The 21449-nt window shown below is 61.6% G+C and carries 16 protein-coding genes and 3 pseudogenes; 9 read left to right on the top strand and 10 right to left on the bottom strand.

Annotation, left to right across the window (positions count from 1 at the left end; all coding sequences use genetic code 11):
* Positions 1-233: 233 nt before the first annotated feature.
* The 3 genes from LJU32_11065 to LJU32_11055 are packed head-to-tail and all read right to left on the bottom strand — an operon-like array spanning position 234 to position 2259.
* Positions 234-851 carry a TPM domain-containing protein gene (locus LJU32_11065; GenBank protein ID WKV90616.1) on the bottom strand — a complete coding sequence of 206 codons (618 nt, stop codon included), beginning with the start codon at positions 849-851 and terminating at the stop codon, positions 234-236.
* Between the two features lie 33 nt (positions 852-884).
* On the bottom strand, positions 885-1637 hold the full coding sequence (locus tag LJU32_11060) for a TPM domain-containing protein (protein ID WKV90615.1): 753 nt from the start codon (positions 1635-1637) through the stop codon (positions 885-887).
* 13 nt (positions 1638-1650) lie between these two features.
* Positions 1651-2259 carry a LemA family protein gene (locus LJU32_11055; GenBank protein WKV90614.1) on the bottom strand — a complete coding sequence of 203 codons (609 nt, stop codon included), beginning with the start codon at positions 2257-2259 and terminating at the stop codon, positions 1651-1653.
* 258 nt (positions 2260-2517) lie between these two features.
* Here LJU32_11055 and bglX point away from each other — a divergent pair, with 258 nt between their 5' ends.
* Positions 2518-4809, top strand: coding sequence for a beta-glucosidase BglX (gene bglX / locus LJU32_11050; protein WKV90613.1), 2292 nt, complete (start codon positions 2518-2520; stop codon positions 4807-4809).
* 139 nt (positions 4810-4948) lie between these two features.
* Here the strand turns inward: bglX and LJU32_11045 are convergent, their stop codons facing one another.
* The 5 genes and pseudogenes from LJU32_11045 to LJU32_11025 all read right to left on the bottom strand — a co-directional run bounded on the left by LJU32_11045 (position 4949) and on the right by LJU32_11025 (position 9350).
* Positions 4949-6106 carry a phosphatidylserine/phosphatidylglycerophosphate/cardiolipin synthase family protein gene (locus LJU32_11045; GenBank protein WKV90612.1) on the bottom strand — a complete coding sequence of 386 codons (1158 nt, stop codon included), beginning with the start codon at positions 6104-6106 and terminating at the stop codon, positions 4949-4951.
* 1 nt (position 6107) lies between these two features.
* Entirely contained in the window at positions 6108-6698 is a 591-nt protein-coding gene (locus tag LJU32_11040; GenBank protein WKV90611.1) for a YceI family protein, read from the bottom strand.
* 220 nt (positions 6699-6918) lie between these two features.
* Complete coding sequence (locus LJU32_11035) at positions 6919-7215, bottom strand: amidase (GenBank protein WKV90610.1); 297 nt, start codon at positions 7213-7215, stop codon at positions 6919-6921.
* A pseudogene (locus LJU32_11030) lies at positions 7212-8290 on the bottom strand (beta-lactamase family protein). Before LJU32_11030 ends, LJU32_11035 begins: the two are co-directional and overlap by 4 nt.
* Before the next feature lie 181 nt (positions 8291-8471).
* A complete protein-coding gene (locus LJU32_11025) occupies positions 8472-9350 on the bottom strand; it encodes an acyl-CoA dehydrogenase family protein (GenBank protein ID WKV90609.1) in 879 nt (292 codons plus the stop codon).
* A gap of 153 nt (positions 9351-9503) precedes the next feature.
* Here LJU32_11025 and LJU32_11020 point away from each other — a divergent pair, with 153 nt between their 5' ends.
* Both LJU32_11020 and LJU32_11015 read left to right on the top strand, forming a co-directional pair.
* Positions 9504-10259 (top strand): GNAT family N-acetyltransferase, encoded by a 756-nt coding sequence (locus LJU32_11020; protein ID WKV90608.1) that lies wholly within the window; start codon positions 9504-9506, stop codon positions 10257-10259.
* Positions 10259-11050 (top strand): 1-acyl-sn-glycerol-3-phosphate acyltransferase, encoded by a 792-nt coding sequence (locus tag LJU32_11015; protein ID WKV90607.1) that lies wholly within the window; start codon positions 10259-10261, stop codon positions 11048-11050. The genes LJU32_11020 and LJU32_11015 overlap by 1 nt, the downstream gene beginning before the upstream one ends.
* 125 nt (positions 11051-11175) lie before the next feature.
* Here LJU32_11015 and LJU32_11010 read toward each other — a convergent pair whose 3' ends face one another.
* Positions 11176-11754 carry an ACP phosphodiesterase gene (locus tag LJU32_11010; protein ID WKV90606.1) on the bottom strand — a complete coding sequence of 193 codons (579 nt, stop codon included), beginning with the start codon at positions 11752-11754 and terminating at the stop codon, positions 11176-11178.
* A 168-nt stretch (positions 11755-11922) separates the two neighbouring features.
* On the opposite strand from LJU32_11010, the gene LJU32_11005 reads away from it, so the two are divergent.
* The 3 genes from LJU32_11005 to LJU32_10995 are packed head-to-tail and all read left to right on the top strand — an operon-like array spanning position 11923 to position 14509.
* A complete protein-coding gene (locus LJU32_11005) occupies positions 11923-12225 on the top strand; it encodes a metalloregulator ArsR/SmtB family transcription factor (protein WKV90605.1) in 303 nt (100 codons plus the stop codon).
* A gap of 34 nt (positions 12226-12259) precedes the next feature.
* Positions 12260-13426, top strand: coding sequence for an MFS transporter (locus LJU32_11000; protein ID WKV90604.1), 1167 nt, complete (start codon positions 12260-12262; stop codon positions 13424-13426).
* Between the two features lie 33 nt (positions 13427-13459).
* Positions 13460-14509 carry an alkene reductase gene (locus tag LJU32_10995; GenBank protein WKV90603.1) on the top strand — a complete coding sequence of 350 codons (1050 nt, stop codon included), beginning with the start codon at positions 13460-13462 and terminating at the stop codon, positions 14507-14509.
* 210 nt (positions 14510-14719) lie between these two features.
* Here LJU32_10995 and emhR read toward each other — a convergent pair.
* A pseudogene (emhR, locus tag LJU32_10990) lies at positions 14720-15351 on the bottom strand (efflux system transcriptional repressor EmhR).
* Positions 15352-15616: 265 nt separating this feature from the next.
* Between emhR and emhA the strand changes: the two are divergent.
* The 3 genes and pseudogenes from emhA to emhC all read left to right on the top strand — a co-directional run bounded on the left by emhA (position 15617) and on the right by emhC (position 21397).
* Positions 15617-16818 (top strand): annotated as a pseudogene (gene emhA, locus LJU32_10985) (efflux RND transporter periplasmic adaptor subunit EmhA).
* The gene (emhB, locus tag LJU32_10980; GenBank protein ID WKV90602.1) at positions 16776-19940 is read left to right on the top strand and encodes an efflux RND transporter permease subunit EmhB; all 3165 of its coding nucleotides are present in this window, start codon (positions 16776-16778) and stop codon (positions 19938-19940) included. Before emhA ends, emhB begins: the two are co-directional and overlap by 43 nt.
* Entirely contained in the window at positions 19937-21397 is a 1461-nt protein-coding gene (gene emhC / locus LJU32_10975; protein ID WKV90601.1) for an efflux RND transporter outer membrane subunit EmhC, read from the top strand. Before emhB ends, emhC begins: the two co-directional genes overlap by 4 nt.
* Positions 21398-21449: the final 52 nt, after the last annotated feature.

Genomic DNA, 21449 nt, shown 5'->3' with positions numbered 1-21449 from the left:
GGAATCGGGAATGGCGGGTATTTTAGGGGGATGGGGGTTGGGGACATCCTCTTATTTACCCAACGGCAAAATCCATGACACCGACCTTTGTGGCGAGGGGATTTATCCCCGATGGGGCGCGAAGCGGCCCTCTGTGTTCGGCCCGTCAAACCACGCGCGCAGGTGTTGCGACTGCTACGCAGCCGATCGGGGATAAATCCCCTCGCCACACAGGCCAAATATGCGCGACTGCTTCAGCCCAACACCACCAACCGATTCGGCAACTCGTTCCTCACCTGCGTCACCGGCACGTGCACCTTCAACAACTCGCCACACGCCTCCACACACGTGACAAACCCTTCAAGCGTGCGCCCCTGCCTGACCTGTTCGGTAAACGCCGCGACAATCGCGTCCCAATTGCTGTTGTCCAGCCGTTTGGAAATTCCCTCGTCCACCAGAATCTCCACATAGCGCTCAGCCTCGCAGACAAAAATCAGCACGCCGGTGCTGCCCACGGTGTGGTGCAGGTTCTGTTCGAGAAATTGCCGCCGCGCCAGGTTGGAGGCGCGCCAGTGGCGTACGCGGCGCGGGACCAGATGGGTGGTGATCTTCGGCAGGCGGAACAACAGGCACAGGACGATGAACATGCCCCATTGCACCAGCAGCAGGCTGCGCAGGGTCAGCCAGCCCGTGAGGTAGTGGACGATGCCCGGCAACACCAGCGCCAGCAGGCTGGCCCAGAGCAGCGGGATGTACGCGTAATCGTCGGCGCGGGCAGCGAGCACCGTGACCAGTTCGGCGTCGGTGTCGCGTTCGACCCGGGCGATGGCCTCGGCGACTTTGCGTTGTTCGTGTTCAGTCAGTAATGCCATGTCGAAAAGTGCCTGCTCATTATTCTTTTGATCTCACCAGCCGCCGGACGAACCGCCGCCGCCGAAACTGCCCCCGCCACCGCTGAAGCCGCCACCGCCACCGCCGCCGAATCCGCCGCCACCGCCGAAACCGCCCCCTCCTCCGGAGCCGCCCCGGCCGGCAGGCGGGATACCGAGCATCTGGCAGACAAACACCGTCAGGATGAACAACATCACCAGAAACATGAACAGCGCCGGATGCCGCGAGATGAAATCATCCGCCGGGTCGCCGCTGGATTCGTACACGGTCGACGGCTCATCGAGCGGATTGCCACCAAGCACCACCAGCATCGCCGCAACGCCATCGCTGATGCCTTTGCTGAAGTTGCCGGCCTTGAACGCCGGGGTGATGACCTGATGAATGATCACCGACGACTGCGCATCGGTCAGGCGATCTTCCAGGCCATAGCCGACTTCGATGCGCAGTTTGCGCTCGTCACGGGCGACGATCAGCAAGGCGCCGTTGTTCTTGTCCTTCTGGCCGATGCCCCAGTGCCGACCGAGCTGAACGCCGAAATCCTCAATGGTGGTGCCCTGCAGATCCGGCAGCGTGACCACCACCAACTGCTCACCAGTGGCCTGCTCGTGCGCCTGCAATTGCTGGCTCAGTTGCGCGCGAATCGATGGCTCGAGCATTTGCGCCTGATCGACCACGCGCCCGCTCAGCGGCGGAAACGTCAATTCGGCCCGGGCGCTGACGGCGAACAGCCACAGCATCAGCACCAGGCTTAGTTTCAACACACGCATGGACGACCTCGAATCAGAATTTCACTTCCGGGGCCTTCTCCGCGCCGGGCGTGGTGGCTTCGAAGGTTTCGCGCATCGGCAGATCGCTGTACATCACGCTGTGCCACAGGCGACCGGGGAAAGTGCGGATCTCGGTGTTGTACTTCTGCACCGCCAGAATGAAATCGCGACGCGCCACGGCAATGCGGTTTTCCGTGCCTTCGAGTTGCGATTGCAGGGCGAGGAAGTTCTGGTTGGCCTTCAGATCCGGATAGCGCTCGGAGACCACCATCAAACGGCTCAATGCGCCGGTCAGTTGATCCTGCGCCTGCTGGAACTGCTTGAGCTTCTCGGGATTGTCGAGGGTGCTGGCATCGACCTGAATCGAGGTGGCCTTGGCTCGCGCCTCAATCACTGCGGTCAGGGTTTCCTGTTCGTGGGCCGCGTAGCCCTTCACGGTTTCCACCAGATTGGGGATCAGGTCGGCACGGCGCTGGTACTGGTTCTGCACCTGACCCCAGGCGGCTTTGGCCTGTTCGTCGAGGGTCGGGATATTGTTGATGCCGCACGCGGTCAACAGCGTGGCGAACACCAGCAACGTGGCGATCTGTAACCGTGAACGGGAGGTTGAGCTGATATTCATTGCAGTGATGCTCCATGACACATTTGATTTAAAAACCGAGCGCTGGGCATTCCCGGCCAGCGGTTGGGGCATAATCGGCGCCGCCACTGGCATGCGACGGGTTAATCGGCTAAAAAGTGCCCTTCGCGTTCACGTTGCCGCTGTCGGCTGCGGTTTTCCGGCTCAGGATTTTGCGCCGGCACCCGAACAACAATAGTCGCTCCCTACATTTTGGCTGGCCGGTGTTGCATCACCGTTTGGGCTCTAGAGAAAAAATTCATGAAGAAGCTGTGTTTGCTGGGTCTGTTCGTCAGCCTGGCCAGTCATCAGGTACTGGCCGCCACGACCCCGGTACCTTTGGAAAACAAGGACGCTTTCATCAGCAACCTGATGAAACAAATGACCCTCGACGAAAAGATCGGCCAGTTGCGCCTGATCAGCATCGGTCCGGAAATGCCCCGCGAGCTGATCCGCAAGGAAATCGCTGGCGGCAACATCGGCGGCACGTTCAACTCGATCACCCGCGCGGAAAACCGTCCGATGCAGGACGCTGCCATGCACAGTCGCCTGAAGATTCCGATGTTTTTCGCGTACGACGTGATCCACGGTCACCGTACGATTTTCCCGATTCCGCTGGCCCTCGCGTCGAGCTGGGACATGGACGCCATCGGCCAGTCCGGTCGCGTTGCGGCTAAAGAAGCCGCCGCCGACAGCCTCGACATCACCTTCGCGCCGATGGTGGATATCTCCCGCGATCCACGCTGGGGCCGCAGTTCCGAAGGTTTCGGCGAAGACACCTACCTGACCTCGCGCATCGCCAAAGTCATGGTCAAGGCCTATCAGGGCGAGACCCCAAGCGCTGCCGACAGCATCATGGCCAGCGTCAAGCATTTCGCCCTGTACGGCGCGGTCGAGGGCGGTCGCGACTACAACACCGTCGACATGAGCCCGGTGAAGATGTACCAGGATTACCTGCCGCCCTACCGCGCCGCGATCGATGCCGGCGCTGGCGGTGTGATGGTGGCGTTGAATTCGATCAACGGCATTCCGGCCACGGCCAACACCTGGCTGATGAATGATCTGCTGCGCAAGGACTGGGGCTTCAAAGGCCTGGCGGTCAGCGATCACGGCGCGATCTTCGAACTGATCAAGCACGGCGTCGCCCGGGACGGTCGCGAAGCGGCGAAGCTGGCGATCAAGGCCGGCATCGACATGAGCATGAACGACACCCTCTACGGCAAAGAGCTGCCGGGGCTGCTCAAGTCTGGCGAGATCGAACAGAAAGACATCGATAACGCCGTGCGCGAAGTCCTCGCGGCCAAGTACGACATGGGCTTGTTCAAGGACCCATACCTGCGCATCGGCAAGGCCGAGGATGACCCGGCCGACACCTACGCCGATAGCCGCCTGCACCGCGCCGAGGCCCGCGAAGTGGCGCGGCGCAGTCTGGTGCTGCTGAAGAATCAGAACGAAACCCTGCCGCTGAAGAAAGACGCGAAAATCGCGCTGGTCGGTCCATTGGCAAAAGCGCCGATCGACATGATGGGCAGTTGGGCCGCCGCCGGACGTCCGGCGCAATCGGTCACTTTGTTCGATGGCATGCGTTCGGTGATCGGCGACAAGGCCAACCTGATCTATGCCCGTGGCGCCAACATCACGGGCGACAAGAAGGTCCTCGACTACCTGAACTTCCTCAACTTCGATGCCCCGGAAGTGGTTGATGACCCGCGCCCGGCGAACGTGCTGATCGACGAAGCGGTGAAAGCGGCGAAGGATGCTGACGTGATCGTCGCGGCTGTCGGCGAGTCCCGTGGCATGTCCCACGAATCCTCGAGCCGGACTGACCTGAACATTCCGGAAACCCAGCGCGAATTGATCCGCGCGCTCAAAGCCACTGGCAAACCGCTGGTGCTGGTGTTGATGAACGGCCGTCCGCTGACGATTCTCGAAGAGAACCAGTCCGCCGATGCGATTCTGGAAACCTGGTTCAGCGGCACCGAGGGTGGCAACGCCATCGCCGACGTGCTGTTCGGCGACTACAACCCGTCGGGCAAACTGCCGGTGACCTTCCCGCGTTCCGTGGGCCAGATCCCGACCTACTACAACCACCTGAGCATTGGCCGGCCGTTCACACCGGGCAAACCGGGCAACTACACCTCGCAGTATTTCGATGACACCACAGGTCCGCTGTTCCCGTTCGGCTATGGCCTGAGCTACACCACCTTCGCCCTGAGCGATATGGCGCTGTCATCGACCACCCTGAACGCCAGCGGCAAGCTCGACGCCAGCGTCATGGTCAAGAACACCGGCAAGCGTGACGGCGAAACCGTGGTGCAGTTGTACATCCAGGACGTCACCGGTTCGATGATCCGCCCGGTGAAAGAACTGAAGAACTTCCAGAAGATCATGCTCAAGGCCGGCGAACAGAAAGTCGTGCACTTCACCATCACCGAGGAAGACCTGAAGTTCTACAACGCCCAGCTCAAATACGCCGCCGAGCCTGGCAAGTTCAACGTACAGATCGGCCTGGATTCGCAGGCGGTGACGCAGCAGAGCTTTGAACTGCTGTAATTTTTTCAGGTAACACATGAACCTGTGGGAGGGGCTTGCTCCCGAAAGCGGTGTGTCAGGCATTCATCTGCTCAATGACACTCCGCCTTGGAGAGCAAGCCCCTCCCACATCGGACTTTCGGTGTCTTTGAATCAACGGCTACCCGCGACGGTCGAGAATATTCACCACCAACCGGTCCACCCAGCCCCACACCCGCTGCTTGACCCGCCGCCACAACGGTCGGCGCTGCCATTCCTCAAGACTCACCAGCTGACTCAAGCCGAAATCCTTCACAAAGCTCGCCTCCACCGCCGCCGTCAGCGCCGGGTCCAGCGCCTCCAGATTCGCCTCCAGATTGAAACGCAGATTCCAGTGATCGAAGTTGCACGAACCGATGCTCACCCATTCGTCGACCAGAACCATTTTCAGGTGCAGGAAGCACGGCTGGTATTCGAAGATCTGCACGCCAGCCTTGAGCAGGCGCGGATAGTAGCGATGCCCGGCGTAGCGCACTGACGGGTGATCGGTGCGCGGCCCGGTCAGCAGCAGCCGTACATCGACACCGCGTGCGGCGGCTTTGCGCAGCGAGCGGCGGATTTGCCAGGTTGGCAGAAAGTACGGCGTGGCCATCCATATGCGCTGCTGGCCGCTGTTCAAGGCGCGGAACAGTGACTGCAGAATGTCGCGGTGCTGTCGGGCGTCGGCGTAAGCCACGCGGCCCATGCCCTCGCCCTTGTCCGGCACACGCGGCAGTCGCGGCAGACCGAAATGCGCGGCTGGGCGCCAGGCGCGGCGGTAACGGTTGGCGATCCACTGCCGGTCAAACAGCAATTGCCAATCGATCACCAACGGGCCGCTGATCTCGACCATCACCTCGTGCCACTCGCTGACATCATGGCCCGGCGTCCAGAATTCATCGGTCACGCCGGTGCCGCCTACCACTGCCAGGCATTGATCGACCAGCAGCAACTTGCGGTGATCACGATAGAAATTGCCGACCCAGCGCCGCCAGCTCAGGCGATTGTAGAAACGCAGCTCGACCCCGGCCTGGGTCAGGCGCTGGCGCAGATGCAGCGTGAACGCGAGGCTGCCGTAATCATCGAACAGGCAACGCACGCGCACGCCGCGCTCGGCCGCCGCGACCAGTGCCTGGACGATGGCTTCGGCGCAGGCACCGGCCTCGACCAGATACAGCTCCAGTTCGATTTGCTCTTTTGCCCCGGCAATGTGCTCGAGCATGCGCGGAAAGAACTGCGGGCCGTCGATCAACAGTTCGAAACGGTTACCGTCACGCCAGGGGAACACCGCACCGCGCATGTCAGCGCGCCGTGAAAATCAGCACCGCACCCACCGGCACCGACAGACTGATCGCCGACAGATCGGCGAGTTTGCGCAGGTTTTCCAGGCCCGGCGCCAGATCGAAATCCTCGGCGTTGATCACCAGCGGCTCCAGCGTGACCACTTGAAAGCGCCGATCATCCAGACGCGTGGCGAGCAACTCGGCCGGGTATTCGTGCTGCTTGCCGTGCAGGCTGACGGTCAGCGGCAGGCGCAATTCCAGCTGTGCGCCGGGGGCCAGATCGTTGATCGGGCGCAAGTCGATCTGCGTAGTGATGGTCGCTGCGGGAAACTGCTCGATCTGGAACAGCTCCTTGCGCATGCGCTCATCGCGCAGCGGAATGCCGCTGTTGATCGATTCGAGCTCGACTTCGACCTCGGCACGACCGTTGGGATCGACCTTGCCGTGCAACACCAGAAAGCGCTGCACTTCCGACACGCTGGCGTTCTTGGTGCTGACGAACGACAGCCGCGACGATTCGCCGTCCAGATACCAATTGGCCTGGGCCGGCAGTGCAGCGGCGGTCAACAGCAGACTGGCGAAGGTTGTATAGAGGGAGCGGTTGAACATTGAACACTCGTGGGGGCGATAAACCTGCACGAACCATAACCGCCCGCCAAGTTATTGCAAACTGAAGATCACCACAGATGCATGCAATGATGAGACCCATATGGGAGCTGGCTTGCCAGCGATAGCGTCGTCACAGGCAAGATTTTCGCTGGCTGACCCACTGCAATCGCTGGCAAGCCAGCTCCCACATGATCTCCACTCACAACGGAATCGAGTGTAGTCAGGGATTCAGGCGACAGCCCTGGCGTTCGCTCAGCCACTTTGCGCTGTTGCTGCGGCCCATGCCGCTGACAGTGATGGTTTTGCTCGACGGGTCATCGGTAAAACCGCTGGTTGGCAGCCATTGCTTCACATAGCCACGGCAATACCCGGCGTCGTTGTTCATCACATAACGACACGAGCAATATTCCTTTGCGGTGTAGGCGCTGATGATGTCCGGGAACGCCCAAAGATTCTCCCGTTCATACCAACCCCAACCGAGCAGCACGACCAACAGCAACAATAGAAAGCGCTTCATGGCCGCACCGCCTGCAATACGCGTTTGAGCAATTCGTTGTGCTTATAGCTGCCATCACGATCATCGCCGTAACGCACGATCACCAGCTTTTCACTGGGCATCACGTACAACGCCTGGCCCCAATGGCCGAGGGCGGCGAAGGTGTCGGGTGGGGCGTCGGGCCATGGTGATGGTGCGCCATCGACTGGCCGATTGAGCCACCAATGGCCGCCGGGCACGGCTTCGTCCTGCTGCGCCTGGTAGCCGGCAAAAGGTTTCAGGTTGAACGCAAGCCAGTCCTCGGGCAGCAACTGCCGATCGTTCCAGCGCCCGCCGCGCGCCATCAGCAGGCCGACCCGCGCCAGATCGCGCGCAGTGAGATAGGCATAGGACGAGGCGACAAATGTACCGCTGGCATCGCTTTCCCACACGGCGTGGCGAATGCCCAACGGCTCGAACAATGCTGTCCACGGATAATCGGCATAACGCTCTGCACCGACCATGGTTTTCAGGGCGGCGGCAAGCAGATTGCTGTCACCGCTGGAATACCGGAAAGCCTGGCCCGCTGCGGCGTAGGCGTCGTGGTCCGCAGTGAACGCGGCCATGTCGCGATGGCCGCGGGTGTAGAGCATCGCCACCACCGAAGATTTCAGCGGCGCGTATTCGTAGTCCTCCTGCCAATCGAGACCGGAGGCCCAGTTCAGCAGATGGCCGAGGGTGATCGCCGGGTGTTTGTCCAGCGCCGGGTAGAACTTCAGCGCCGGATCGTCGAGCTTGAACAGGCCTTCGCCGTAGGCCACGCCGAGGAGCGTGGCCAGCAGGCTTTGCTGATTGACCAGGTCAGGTGCGGAGTCTGTGCAGTGGTCGGAGCGGCGTAGCGTTCGTAGAGAATCTGGCCGTCGCGGATGATCAGCAAGGCGTCGGTGCGGATGCCTTCGCGGGTGGCGTCGTTGCGGGGCGCGAAGGCGTAGGTTTCCAGCGCATCGACGGCCGGGCCGGCGATCTGCGGGGCGGTCGGCCATTGCTCGCCGGGCCATTGTTCGGCGTGGGCGGTGAGGCTGATCAGCAGCAGGAACAGGGACAGGCCTTTGAACATGGTTGAGGCTCTGGGAATGAACCTGCTGAGCCTAGTCGGAGCTCATGACAAATTTTAGATGTTGGTCGTCCATGAAATTGCCATCGCTGGCAAGCCAGCTCCCACAGGGGTCCCAAGTGAACGCACATTTCATGAACACCTTTGAAACCTGTGGGAGCGGGCTTGCCCGCGATGAGGCCAGTCAGGCCAACGCAAGAGCCTTGGCCAAGCGCTTGGCCCGGGCCCCTGCAGCCAACTGCATCACGCCTTGATCACGCTGCCACATCGCCGCACACGCAGGATCACCCTGCAACAACGCCTGATCTACCTCGGTCTTGAGGGATTCAAACTGCGCAAACAACCCATCCAACAGCACATGTCCGGCCGGATTGCTCGGCGCTTGCCGGCTGGCCTCGGCGCACCCGGCCAGCAGCGCCAGCAAACGCAATTGCAGGGCCTGCGGCCAATTGCTGTCCTGGCCGATGCCGTACAGCCACGCGGTCATGGCGCTGAGCACGTAGACATCCTCAAGACTGCGAAACGGTTTGACGTAGGCGTCCCAGCCATCGCCAGCGAGCAGCTCGCACAGGGCGCCGTCGAGGTGCAGGCGGCCGTGGCTGATGTCCGGCATCAGCGGCAACGCCGGTAGTTTTTCCACCTTCACGCCGGGCTCGCCGGGATACACCACCGCCAGACTCAGGCGCGGTGTTTCGCCCGGCTCCTCACTACGTGCCGCCACCAGCAGCCAGTCGGCGGCATCGCCGGCGGTGACGAAATCCTTGCGTCCGCTCAAGCGCAAATCGCGCAGCCGCGTTTGCATCTCGGCCGGGCGCAGGCTGCGTTGTTCGGTCGCGCACAAGGCGCCAAGGCTCAGCGGCGCGCTCGGCCACAACATGCGCAGCGCCGCCTGATAACCAACCAGAAACGCCAGCCCCGGCGTGGCCATCCGCCGCCCGCCGGCCACCGCCAATTCGAACGGCGTGACGTTGCCCAGCGTCTGCAACAGCGTCGCAAAGCCCTCGGCCAGATCGGCAACGGCGGGCAAGCGTTCACGGCGATGCAGCAGATCTGTCCAGGGCATGGGCGCCTCCTTGTGGGCTGTCATATAAGCATCACCGAACGTTCATGGCGATGACACCGGGGCTACATAGCCTGACTTTGCACAACACGGCTGCATAAAGAAAGTCGATCGGCTGCAACCCACGACGGGTTAAAGGCCCGTACGGAGATTCACATGACGCAAATCGCCCGCATCAGCGACACCGGCAATGAACGCCGCCTGCAAGCCGAACGCCTGATCGGCGCACAAGCCTTGCAGCAAGCCCAGGCCCTGCGCTTCGCCGTCTTCAGCGGCGAATTCAACGCCAAACTGAAAGGCGCCGAACTGGGTCTGGACATGGATGATTATGATGTTCACTGCAGCCACATCGGCGTGCGTGATCTGAACACCGGGCGCTTGGTGGCGACCACGCGTCTGCTCGATCACACCGCCGCCAGCAGCCTCGGCAAGTTCTACAGTGAAGAGGAATTCAGCCTGCACGGTTTGGCGCATCTGCAAGGCCCGATCCTGGAAATCGGCCGCACCTGCGTCGATCCGGCGTACCGCAACGGCGGCACCATCGCCGTGCTCTGGGGCGAATTGGCCGAAGTGCTCAACCAGGGCGGCTACAGCTACCTGATGGGTTGCGCGAGCATCCCGATGCAGGACGGCGGCATTCAGGCCCACGCGATCATGCAACGTCTGCGCGAACGTTATCTGTGCACCGAACATCTGCGCGCCGAGCCGAAAAATCCGCTGCCGACGCTGGATATCCCGTCCAACGTCATCGCCGAAATGCCGCCGCTGCTCAAGGCCTACATGCGCCTCGGTGCGAAGATCTGCGGCGAGCCGTGCTGGGACGAAGACTTCCAGGTCGCCGACGTGTTCATCCTGCTCAAGCGCGACGAACTCTGCCCGCGCTACGCCAGGCACTTCAAGGCGGCGGTGTGATGAGCCGGTTGCGGGTGTACGCGCGAATCGCGCGAGTGCTGCTGGTGGTGACGCTGGGGCTGACCATGGCCAGCGTCTTCGGCGTGTTCGAACGCCTCGGTCTGGCTCATTCGATGGAGCGGCGTCAGCGCTGGTCGCGCTTCTTCATGGCGCGGCTGAGCAATGCCCTGCCGTTTCGCGTGAGCGTCCATGGCGAGCTGCCAAAACAGCCGATGCTGTGGGTCAGCAATCACGTCTCGTGGACCGACATTCCGCTGCTGGGCATGCTCACGCCGCTGTCGTTTCTGTCCAAGGCCGAGGTGCGCACCTGGCCGGTGGCCGGCTGGCTCGCGGCCAAGGCCGGCAGCCTGTTCATCCGCCGTGGGTCGGGCGACAGCCAGTTGATCCGCAAGCAGATGACCCGCCATCTGCAAACCGAACATGCACTGCTGATGTTCCCCGAAGGCACCACCACCGATGGCCGTTCGCTGCGCACTTTTCATGGCCGACTGCTGTCGGCGGCGATCGATTCGGAGGTGATGCTGCAACCGGTGGCGATCCGTTATCTGCGTGACGGCGAAATCGACACGCTCGCACCGTTCATTGGCGACGATGATTTGCTCTCGCACCTGATGCGCCTGTTCAGCCATGACTGCGGCGACGTCGAAGTGCATCTGCTCAAGCCGATTGAATGCCAGGGCCGCGAACGTGCGGCGCTGGCGTTCGAAGCGCAGCAGGCGGTGCAGAAGGTGTTGTTTGGATCGATTCCGGAAACCCGACAATCGCCCATGCGCCCGGCAATCGCTGCCTGAAACACAAATGCCAAAATCACCTTGGCCCCCTGTGGGAGCGGGCTTGCCCGCGAAAGCGGTCGATCAATCAACATCAAAGTTGAATGTGCCGAAGCTATCGCTGGCAAGCCAGCTCCCACAGGAATTCAGGTTGTATGTGATTGCACTGCAAAATCCTGCAGTTGCGGGTAAAACAGGCTGAAATCTTCACTCAACGGTTCATACAAGCGTCGCAACTCCGCCATCGCCCCGGCCAATTCCTCGGGTCTGGTCAGGCGCCGCGAGATCCCGCGCAACACCTGTTCCAGCACCTCGAATTCGCGATACGAGCCCAGCCAGTCGTTGGCGACCATGTGCGGGGCGATCTTTGCCAGCCGTTCCGGCAACTGTCGTTCGCGGGACAGCACCTGATAGACGTCTGCGGTGAACTGCTCCAGCGGTCGGTCGGCATACAGCGGCCAGTCTCGCGCCAGGCAGTGATCGAAAAACACATCGAGGACGATTCCGGCGTAACGCCGCCGCGTTTCGGTAAAGCGGCCCAAAGCGATGTCGACCAAGGGATGCCGATCAGTGAACACATCGATGCGCCGATGCAGCGCGATCGCCGCCTCCACTTCCGGGTCGAACTGGCCTTGCAGCCGACCTTTGACGAAGTCGCCATAGAGGCTGCCGAGTAACTGACCGGGGCGCTGGCCGCCGAGATGCAAATGCGCGAGATAGTTCATGGGCGCAGCTTAGCACCGCGTCCGGTCATCCGACACGCCCATATCGTTATAACCCGATATAGCGATTTATTGGCTCGTCAGACCATTTTCATATTGGTATATCGCGATCCAACGATTTAAAGTTCGCTCCATCGCGATATATCGCCACTGCCACCACGAGCCCAAGCCATGAACCTCGACCTCGACGAAATAATAAAAGCCCTGGCGCACCCAGTACGGCGAGACATCCTCAACTGGCTGAAAGACCCGAAAGGCGAATTCCCCGAGCAGTTGCACAACCATGAATACGGTATTTGCGCCGGGCAGATCGATCAGCGTTGCGGCCTGTCGCAATCGACCGTGTCGGCGCACCTGGCGACCCTGCAACGCGCCGGGCTGATCAGCAGCCAGAAGGCCGGGCAGTGGCATTTTTTCAAACGTAACGAGGACGTCATCCAGGCGTTTCTCAGCACCCTCAGTAAAGAGCTCTGACCCTTAACGTCAGCCAGCCGACAAGGAAACCTGCATGCCCCTTTCGCTCCTCATTCTCGCCCTGAGCGCCTTCGCCATCGGCACCACCGAGTTCGTCATCATGGGCCTGCTGCCCGACGTGGCGGCGGACCTCGGTGTGTCGATTCCCGGCGCTGGCTGGCTGGTCACCGGTTACGCCCTGGGCGTGGCCATCGGTGCACCGTTCATGGCGCTGGCCACCGCGAAACTGCCGCGCAAGGCCGCGCTGGTGGCGTTGATGGGCATCTTTATTGTCGGCAACCTGCTCTGCGCCATCGCCAGCGACTACAACGTGCTGATGTTTGCCCGAGTGGTCACCGCGCTGTGCCACGGTGCATTCTTCGGCATCGGCTCGGTGGTGGCGGCCAATCTGGTCGCGCCAAACAAACGTGCCTCGGCGGTCGCGTTGATGTTCACCGGTCTGACCCTGGCCAATGTTTTGGGCGTACCACTGGGCACGGCGCTGGGTCAGGAAGCCGGCTGGCGTTCGACCTTCTGGGCGGTGACCGTCATCGGTGTGATCGCGCTGATCGGCCTGATCCGGTTCCTGCCGGCCAAGCGTGACGAAGAAAAACTCGACATGCGCGCCGAACTCGCCGCGCTCAAAGGCGCCGGCATCTGGCTGTCGCTGAGCATGACCGCGCTGTTCGCCGCCTCGGTCTTCACCCTGTTCACCTACGTTGCGCCGCTGCTCGGTGAAGTCACCGGCGTGTCGCCGCGTGGCGTGACCTGGACGCTGATGCTCATCGGTCTGGGCCTGACGGTCGGCAACATCATCGGCGGCAAACTCGCCGACAAAGGCATGGCCGCCACGCTGATCGGCGTGTTTATCGCCATGGCCGTGGTTTCCACGGTACTGAGCTGGACCAGCGTTGCGCTGATCCCGACCGAGATCACCCTGTTCCTCTGGGCCACCGCGTGTTTCGCCGCTGTGCCGGCGCTGCAGGTCAATGTGGTGACCTTCGGCAAGGCTGCGCCGAACCTGGTTTCGACCCTGAACATCGGCGCCTTCAACGTTGGCAACGCCCTCGGTGCCTGGGTCGGCGGCAGCGTCATTGCCCACGGCTACGGCCTGACCAGCGTGCCACTGGCTGCCGCCGCGCTGGCTGTACTGGCCCTGCTGGTGACCCTGATTACCTTCCGCCAGAACGGCAATGCCGAGCTGGCGCCTGCTTCCAACTGATCAACTTCCTTCATTAAAGAGAGGCTTCTAGACATGGCGACTATTTTCGACCCGATCAAACTCGGCGACATCGAGCTGAACAACCGCATCATCATGGCCCCGCTGACCCGCTGCCGCGCCGACGAAGGCCGTGTGCCGAACGCGCTGATGGCCGAATACTACGTACAACGCGCCTCGGCCGGCCTGATCCTCAGCGAAGCCACGTCGGTAACGCCGATGGGCGTCGGCTACCCGGACACCCCGGGCATCTGGTCCAACGATCAAGTGCGTGGCTGGGCCAACGTGACCAAGGCGATTCACGGCGCTGGCGGCAAGATCTTCCTGCAACTGTGGCACGTTGGCCGCATCTCTCACCCTTCGTACCTGAACGGTGAAGCACCGGTCGCGCCAAGCGCCATCCAGCCAAAGGGCCACGTCAGCCTGGTGCGTCCACTGGCCGACTATCCAACCCCACGCGCCCTGGAAACCGCTGAAATCGCCGACATCGTCGACGCCTACCGCACTGGCGCCGAGAATGCCAAAGCCGCCGGTTTCGACGGCGTGGAAATCCACGGCGCCAACGGTTACCTGCTCGACCAGTTCCTGCAAAGCAGCACCAACCAGCGCACCGACCAGTACGGCGGCTCGCTGGAGAACCGTGCACGCCTGCTGCTGGAAGTGACCGACGCCGCGATCGAAGTCTGGGGTGCCGGCCGCGTTGGTGTGCACCTGGCACCGCGTGCCGATTCCCACGACATGGGCGATGACAACCTCGCCGAGACCTTCACCTACGTCGCCCGTGAACTGGGCAAGCGCGGCATCGCGTTCATCTGCTCGCGCGAAAAAGAAGGCGCCGACAGCCTCGGTCCGCGACTGAAAGAAGCGTTCGGTGGCCCATACATTGCCAACGAGAAGTTCACCAAGGAAAGCGCCAACGAGTGGCTGGCCAGTGGCAAGGCAGACGCGGTCGCTTTCGGCGTGCCGTTCATTGCCAACCCGGATCTGCCGGCACGTTTGCAGGCTGATGCGCCGTTGAACGAGCCGCATCCGGAGACGTTCTACGGCAAGGGTCCGGTGGGTTATATCGACTATCCGACGTTGTAAGCACGCTGTAGTGCAGCAATGAAAAAGCCCCGGACTTGTGAGAGTCCGGGGCTTTTGTTGTTGGCGCAGGGTAAGAGCCAGCGAACAACGTTTCACAACAGCGACACAATTTCCCTACAAAATCCACGGCTGGCTACGTTTAAACTCCCCGCCGCAATAATCGGCCATGGCGGCTGATTGACATCCTGCCGGGCAATTGCGCATTTTGTTTCATTTGCGCAGGCTTGGGCTCAGGCGCAGCATGTCCAGCCCGGTGTCGACCCAGCGTTCAGCCTCGGCATGCAGTTCGAAGCTGTCCGGAGCCAGCAGCCAGCCGTACAGCAGGCCGTCGATGTAGGCATGAATGCTGATCGCCGCGCGGGCAGTGTCGAGGTCTTCCGGCAACTGGCCGCGATTCACCGCATTACGCAGGGTCAGGCCGATACGCACGTTGCAATCGAGACTGGCCGTCCGGCGCTGCTGGCGCAGATCGCACATTTCATCGGTGAACTCGCACTTATGAAACAGAATTTCGTTGATGCGCCGGGTTTTCGGGTCCAGTGCAACTTGATGAAACAAATGAATCAGCAACTGCCGCATGCAGCCCAGCGGGTCCGGTTCGTCTTCGCTTTCGCTGGCCTTGGCCAGTTCATCCAGCGGTTCGTGCAGGCTGTCGAGCATGGCCTGGACGAGGTCGGCCTTGTTGCTGAAATGCCAGTAGATGGCGCCACGCGTCACGCCGGCGAGGGTCGCGATGTCCGCCAGGGTGGTGCGGGCAACCCCCTTTCATAAAAGGCTTTCTCGGCCGCTTCCAGAATCTGGCTGCGGGTTTCCTGAGCTTCCTCTTTGGTACGACGGACCATGGCAGTAAAACCTCAAACAGGATGTTTCAGGGATGGCTGAATATCCGCTGAATAAAGAGGGGCGATCTCTCGTGAATCGACTCCCCGGCCTACAATTTCAAACCTTGCGACGGCTTTTGTATCAGGGTGGGTACGCGGCGCAGGTGTTTACAAACAACCATGAACGTAAGTATATTACTTAGCAAGCTACTTATCCACCCGGTGCCCGATTTTTACTCTTTCACACTTCTTGTGCGCTTCTTGCGCGCCTGACCCGAGGATCTTCATGCAATTCAAGCCAGCTGTTACCGCTCTGGTCACTGCCGTCGCCCTGGCATCGCTGCTCAGCGGATGTAAAAGGAAGAAGCGGCCCCAGCCGCTCCGCCTCCTCAGGTCGGCGTCGTCACCCTGCAACCACAAGCCTTTACCCTGACCTCGGAACTTCCGGGCCGCACCAGTGCGTTCCGCATCGCGGAAGTTCGCCCGCAGGTCAACGGCATCATTCTCAAGCGCCTGTTCAAGGAAGGTGCCGACGTCAAAGCCGGCCAGCAGCTGTATCAGATCGATCCGTCGGTCTATGAAGCTACGCTGAAAAGCGCCGAAGCCGAGCTGCGTTCGACCAAGTCGATTTCCGACCGCTACAAGCAACTGGTCGACGAACAAGCCGTGAGCCGTCAGGAATACGACACCGCACTGGCCAACCGCCTGCAATCGGAAGCGTCGCTGCAGACTGCGCAGATCAACGTGCGTTACACCAAGGTCTACGCGCCGATCTCTGGCCGTATCGGCCGCTCTTCGGTCACCGAAGGCGCACTGGTCAGCAATGGCCAGGCCGATGCAATGGCAGTGATTCAGCAGCTCGACCCGATCTACGTCGACGTGACCCAGTCGTCGGTGGAACTGCTGGAACTGCGCCGCGAACTGGAAAGCGGCCGTCTGCAGAAGGCTGGCGACAACGCCGCTGCGGTCAAGCTGACCCTGGAAGACGGCAGCCAGTACAAGCTCGACGGCAAGCTGGAATTCTCCGAAGTCTCGGTTGACCAGACCACCGGCTCGGTGACCCTGCGCGCGGTATTCCCGAACCCGGATCACACCCTGCTGCCAGGCATGTTCGTCCACGCCCAGTTGCAGGCCGGCGTCAACAGCGCAGCGATCCTCGCGCCGCAACAAGGCGTCACCCGCGACCTCAAAGGCACCCCGACCGCGCTGGTCGTCGGCGCCGACAACAAGGTCGAGCTGCGTCAGCTCAAGGCCAGCCGCACCGTCGGCAGCCAGTGGCTGATCGAAGACGGCCTGAAAGCCGGCGATCGTCTGATCACCGAAGGGCTGCAGTACGTCAAACCGGGCGTCGAGGTCAAAGCGACCGAGGCGACTAACGTCGGCACCAAGAACCCGGCCCCCGCACAGGCAGCTGACAAAGCCGCCGGCGGCAAAGGGAGTAACCCATGTCAAAATTCTTCATCGACCGTCCGATTTTCGCCTGGGTAATCGCCCTGGTGATCATGCTGGTCGGGGCACTTTCGATCCTGAAATTGCCGATCAACCAATACCCGAGCATTGCGCCACCGGCCATTGCGATCCAGGTGACCTACCCAGGCGCGTCCGCACAAACCGTGCAGGACACCGTGGTACAGGTCATCGAGCAACAGCTCAACGGTATCGACAACCTGCGTTATGTGTCTTCGGAAAGTAACTCCGACGGCAGCATGACCATCACCGCAACCTTCGAGCAAGGCACCAACTCCGACACCGCGCAGGTCCAGGTCCAGAACAAGCTGAACCTGGCCACCCTGCTGCTGCCGCAGGAAGTGCAGCAACAGGGTATCCGCGTGACCAAGGCAGTGAAGAACTTCCTGCTGGTAATCGGCGTGGTGTCGCGTGACGGCAGCATGACCAAGGACGACCTGTCCAACTACATCGTGTCGAACATGCAGGACCCGATCTCGCGGACCGCTGGCGTCGGTGACTTCCAGGTCTTCGGTGCGCAGTACGCGATGCGCATCTGGCTCGACCCGGCCAAGTTGAACAACTTCAACCTGACCCCGGTCGACGTGAAAAACGCCATTGCTGCGCAGAACGTCCAGGTGTCGTCCGGTCAGCTCGGTGGCTTGCCTGCCGTGCAGGGCCAGCAACTGAACGCGACGATCATCGGCAAGACCCGTCTGCAGACCGCCGAGCAGTTCAAGGAAATCCTCCTCAAGGTCAACAAGGACGGCTCGCAGGTTCGCCTCAAAGACGTGGCTGAAGTCGGCCTCGGCGGTGAGAACTACGCGATCAGCGCCCAGTTCAACGGCAGCCCGGCGTCCGGTCTGGCGGTGAAACTGGCCAACGGCGCCAACGCCCTCGATACGGCCAAAGCGCTGCGCAACACCATCGACAGCCTCAAGCCGTTCTTCCCGCAAGGCATGGAAGTGGTGTTCCCGTATGACACCACCCCGGTGGTGACCGAGTCGATCAAAGGCGTGGTGCACACCCTGGTCGAAGCGATCGCGCTGGTGTTCCTGGTGATGTTCCTGTTCCTGCAGAACTTCCGCGCCACCGTCATCACCACGATGACCGTGCCGGTGGTACTGCTCGGTACATTCGGCATCCTCGCCGCCGCCGGTTTCAGCATCAACACCCTGACCATGTTCGGCATGGTGCTGGCCATCGGTCTGCTGGTGGACGACGCCATCGTCGTGGTGGAAAACGTCGAGCGGGTGATGAGCGAAGAAGGCTTGTCACCGAAAGAAGCGACGAAGAAATCCATGGGCCAGATCCAGGGTGCACTGGTCGGTATCGCCCTCGTGCTCTCCGCGGTACTGCTGCCGATGGCGTTCTTCAGCGGCTCCACCGGTGTGATCTACAAGCAGTTCTCGATCACCATCGTTTCGGCGATGGCCCTGTCGGTACTGGTTGCCCTGATCTTCACCCCGGCGCTGTGCGCAACCATGCTCAAGCCGATTCCCAAAGGCGAGCACGGCACCCCGAAGAAAGGTTTCTTCGGCTGGTTCAACCGCAACTTCGACCGTGGCGTACGCAGCTATGAGCGTGGCGTCGGCAACATGCTGACCCGCAAGGCGCCGTACCTGCTGGCGTATCTGCTGATCGTCGTGGGCATGATCTGGCTGTTCACCCGCATCCCGACCGCGTTCCTCCCGGAAGAAGACCAGGGCGTTCTGTTCGCTCAGGTGCAGACCCCGGCCGGTTCCAGTGCCCAGCGTACGCAGGTGGTGGTGGATGAAATGCGTGAGTACCTGCTGCGTCCGAACAAGGACGGCGGTGAGGCGGACGCGGTGGCTTCGGTGTTTACCGTGACCGGCTTCAACTTCGCCGGCCGTGGTCAGAGCTCGGGTATGGCGTTCATCATGCTCAAGCCGTGGGGCGAACGTAACGCCGACAACAGCGTGTTCAACCTCGCTGCGCGTGCCCAGCAACACTTCTTCAGCTTCCGCGACGCGATGGTGTTTGCCTTCGCCCCGCCAGCGGTTCTGGAATTGGGTAACGCCACCGGTTTCGACGTGTTCCTGCAGGACCGTGCCGGTATCGGCCACGAAAAACTGATGGAAGCGCGCAACCAGTTCCTCGGCATGGCGGCGCAAAGCAAGGTGCTGACCCAGGTGCGTCCGAACGGCCTGAACGATGAGCCGCAGTTCCAACTGGAAATCGACGACGAGAAGGCCAGTGCCCTCGGCATCACCATCAGCGACATTAACAACACCCTGTCGATCGCGCTGGGCAGTAGCTACGTCAACGACTTCATCGACCGTGGTCGGGTGAAGAAAGTCTACGTGCAGGGCCAGCCGGACTCGCGCATGAGCCCGGAAGACTTGAAGAAGTGGTACGTGCGTAACGCCGAAGGCACCATGGTTCCGTTCTCGGCATTTGCCAAGGGCGAGTGGGTCTACGGTTCGCCGAAGCTGGCGCGCTATAACGGTGTGGAAGCGGTCGAGGTCCTCGGGGCTCCGGCGCCGGGCTACTCCACCGGTGAAGCGATGGCTGAAGTCGAAGCGATTGCCAAGAAGCTGCCGTCCGGTGTGGGTATCTCCTGGACCGGTCTGTCCTACGAGGAACGTCTGTCCGGCTCGCAAGCGCCGGCGCTGTATGCCCTGTCGCTGCTGATGGTGTTCCTGTGTCTGGCGGCGCTGTATGAGAGCTGGTCGATTCCGATCGCTGTCATGCTCGTGGTACCGCTGGGGATTATCGGTGCACTGATGGCCACCAGCCTGCGCGGTCTGTCCAACGACGTGTACTTCCAGGTGGGCTTGTTGACGACCATCGGTCTGGCGGCTAAAAACGCCATTCTGATTGTCGAATTCGCCAAGGAACTGCATGAACAGGGACGCACCCTGCGTGAAGCGGCAATCGAAGCCTGCCGCATGCGTCTGCGCCCGATCATCATGACCTCGCTGGCCTTCGTCCTCGGTGTTGTGCCGCTGGCGATCTCCACCGGCGCCGGTTCAGGCAGTCAACATGCGATCGGTACCGGCGTGATTGGCGGTATGCTCACGGCCACGATCCTGGCGATCTTCTGGGTCCCACTGTTCTTCGTTACTGTGTCGTCCATCGGTCAGCGCAAAAAGACCGACGCGGATGAGACTACTGAAACTCCTAAAGAGGCTGGCCAATGAGCAAGTCGCTACTCTCCATCGCAGTCGCTGCCTTCGTGCTGAGCGGTTGCTCGCTGATACCTGACTATCAGCAGCCTGAGGCTCCGGTCGCAGGCCAGTACCCGCAGGGGCCGGCGTATTCGCCGGCCCAGGCTCCGGCGCAAGCCGCTGCCGAACAGGGCTGGAAGCAGTTTTTCCATGACCCGGCCCTGCAACAGCTGATCCAGGTCGCCCTGGAAAACAACCGCGACCTGCGTGTCGCGGCGCTGAACATCGACGCTTACGCGGCGCAGTACCGCATCCAGCGCGCCGACCTGTTCCCGGCAGTGTCGGCCAATGCCGCTGGCAGCCGCCAGCGTCTGCCGGCCCGTGCCTCGCAGACCGGCGAGTCGGGGATCACCAGCTCCTACTCGGCGACCGTCGGCGTCAGCGCCTACGAACTCGATCTGTTCGGTCGGGTGCGCAGCCTGAGCGAGCAAGCGCTGCAACAATACTTCGCTACTGAAGAAGCACGCCGCAGTACGCAGATCAGTCTGGTCGCCAACGTCGCCAATGCCTACCTGACCTGGCAGGCGGACAAGGAACTGCTCAAGCTGACGCAGGACACCCTGGGTGCCTTCGAAGAAAGCTACAAGCTGACCAGCCGCAGCAACGAAGTCGGTGTGGCCTCGGCGTTGGATCTGGCGCAGTCGCGCACTTCCGTGGAAAACGCCCGGGCACAACTGGCGCGTTATACCCGCCAGGTCGCGCAGGACGAAAACAGCCTGACCCTGCTGCTTGGCACCGGTATCCCGGCCAACCTGCAAGCGGCCAAACCGCTGTCCGATGACCTGCTCAGCGACGTGCCGGCCGGTCTGCCTTCGGATCTGCTGCAACGCCGCCCGGACATTCTGCAAGCCGAGTACAACCTGAAAGCGGCCAACGCCAACATCGGCGCGGCGCGTGCAGCGTTCTTCCCGAGCATCAGCCTGACCGCCAACGCGGGCAGCCTGAGCCCGGATCTGTCCGGCCTGTTCAAGGGTGGTTCGGGGACGTGGCTGTTCCAGCCGCAGATCAACCTGCCGATCTTCAACGCCGGCAGCCTGCGCGCCAGCCTCGACTACGCCAAGATCCAGAAGGACATTGGCGTGGCGAACTACGAGAAGTCGATCCAGACCGCCTTCCAGGAAGTCGCCGACGGCCTCGCCGCGCGCCAGACCTACACCGAGCAGTTGCAAGCGCAGCGTGACTTCGTTCAGGCCAACCAGGATTACTACCGCTTGGCCGAACGTCGCTACCGCATCGGCGTCGACAGCAACCTGACCTTCCTCGATGCCCAGCGTCAGTTGTTCAGCGCGCAACAAGCGTTGATCACCGACCGCCTCGCGCAGCTGACCAGTGCGGTCAACCTGTACAAGGCCTTGGGCGGTGGCTGGAATGCGCAAACCGCGCAGAACGAACCGCTGAAAGAAGAAGCACCGAAGATGAAGCTGTTCTGATTGCAGTAATTAAAAAACCCACCAGTCGGTGGGTTTTTTAATTCAAAGAAAA

It is taken from the genome of Pseudomonas sp. B21_DOA (assembly GCA_030544685.1).
Classification (GTDB): Bacteria; Pseudomonadota; Gammaproteobacteria; order Pseudomonadales; family Pseudomonadaceae; genus Aquipseudomonas; species Aquipseudomonas fluorescens_AO.
The sequence above is the reverse complement of the archived record's forward strand: the minus strand, read 5'-3'. Positions and strand labels throughout refer to the sequence as shown.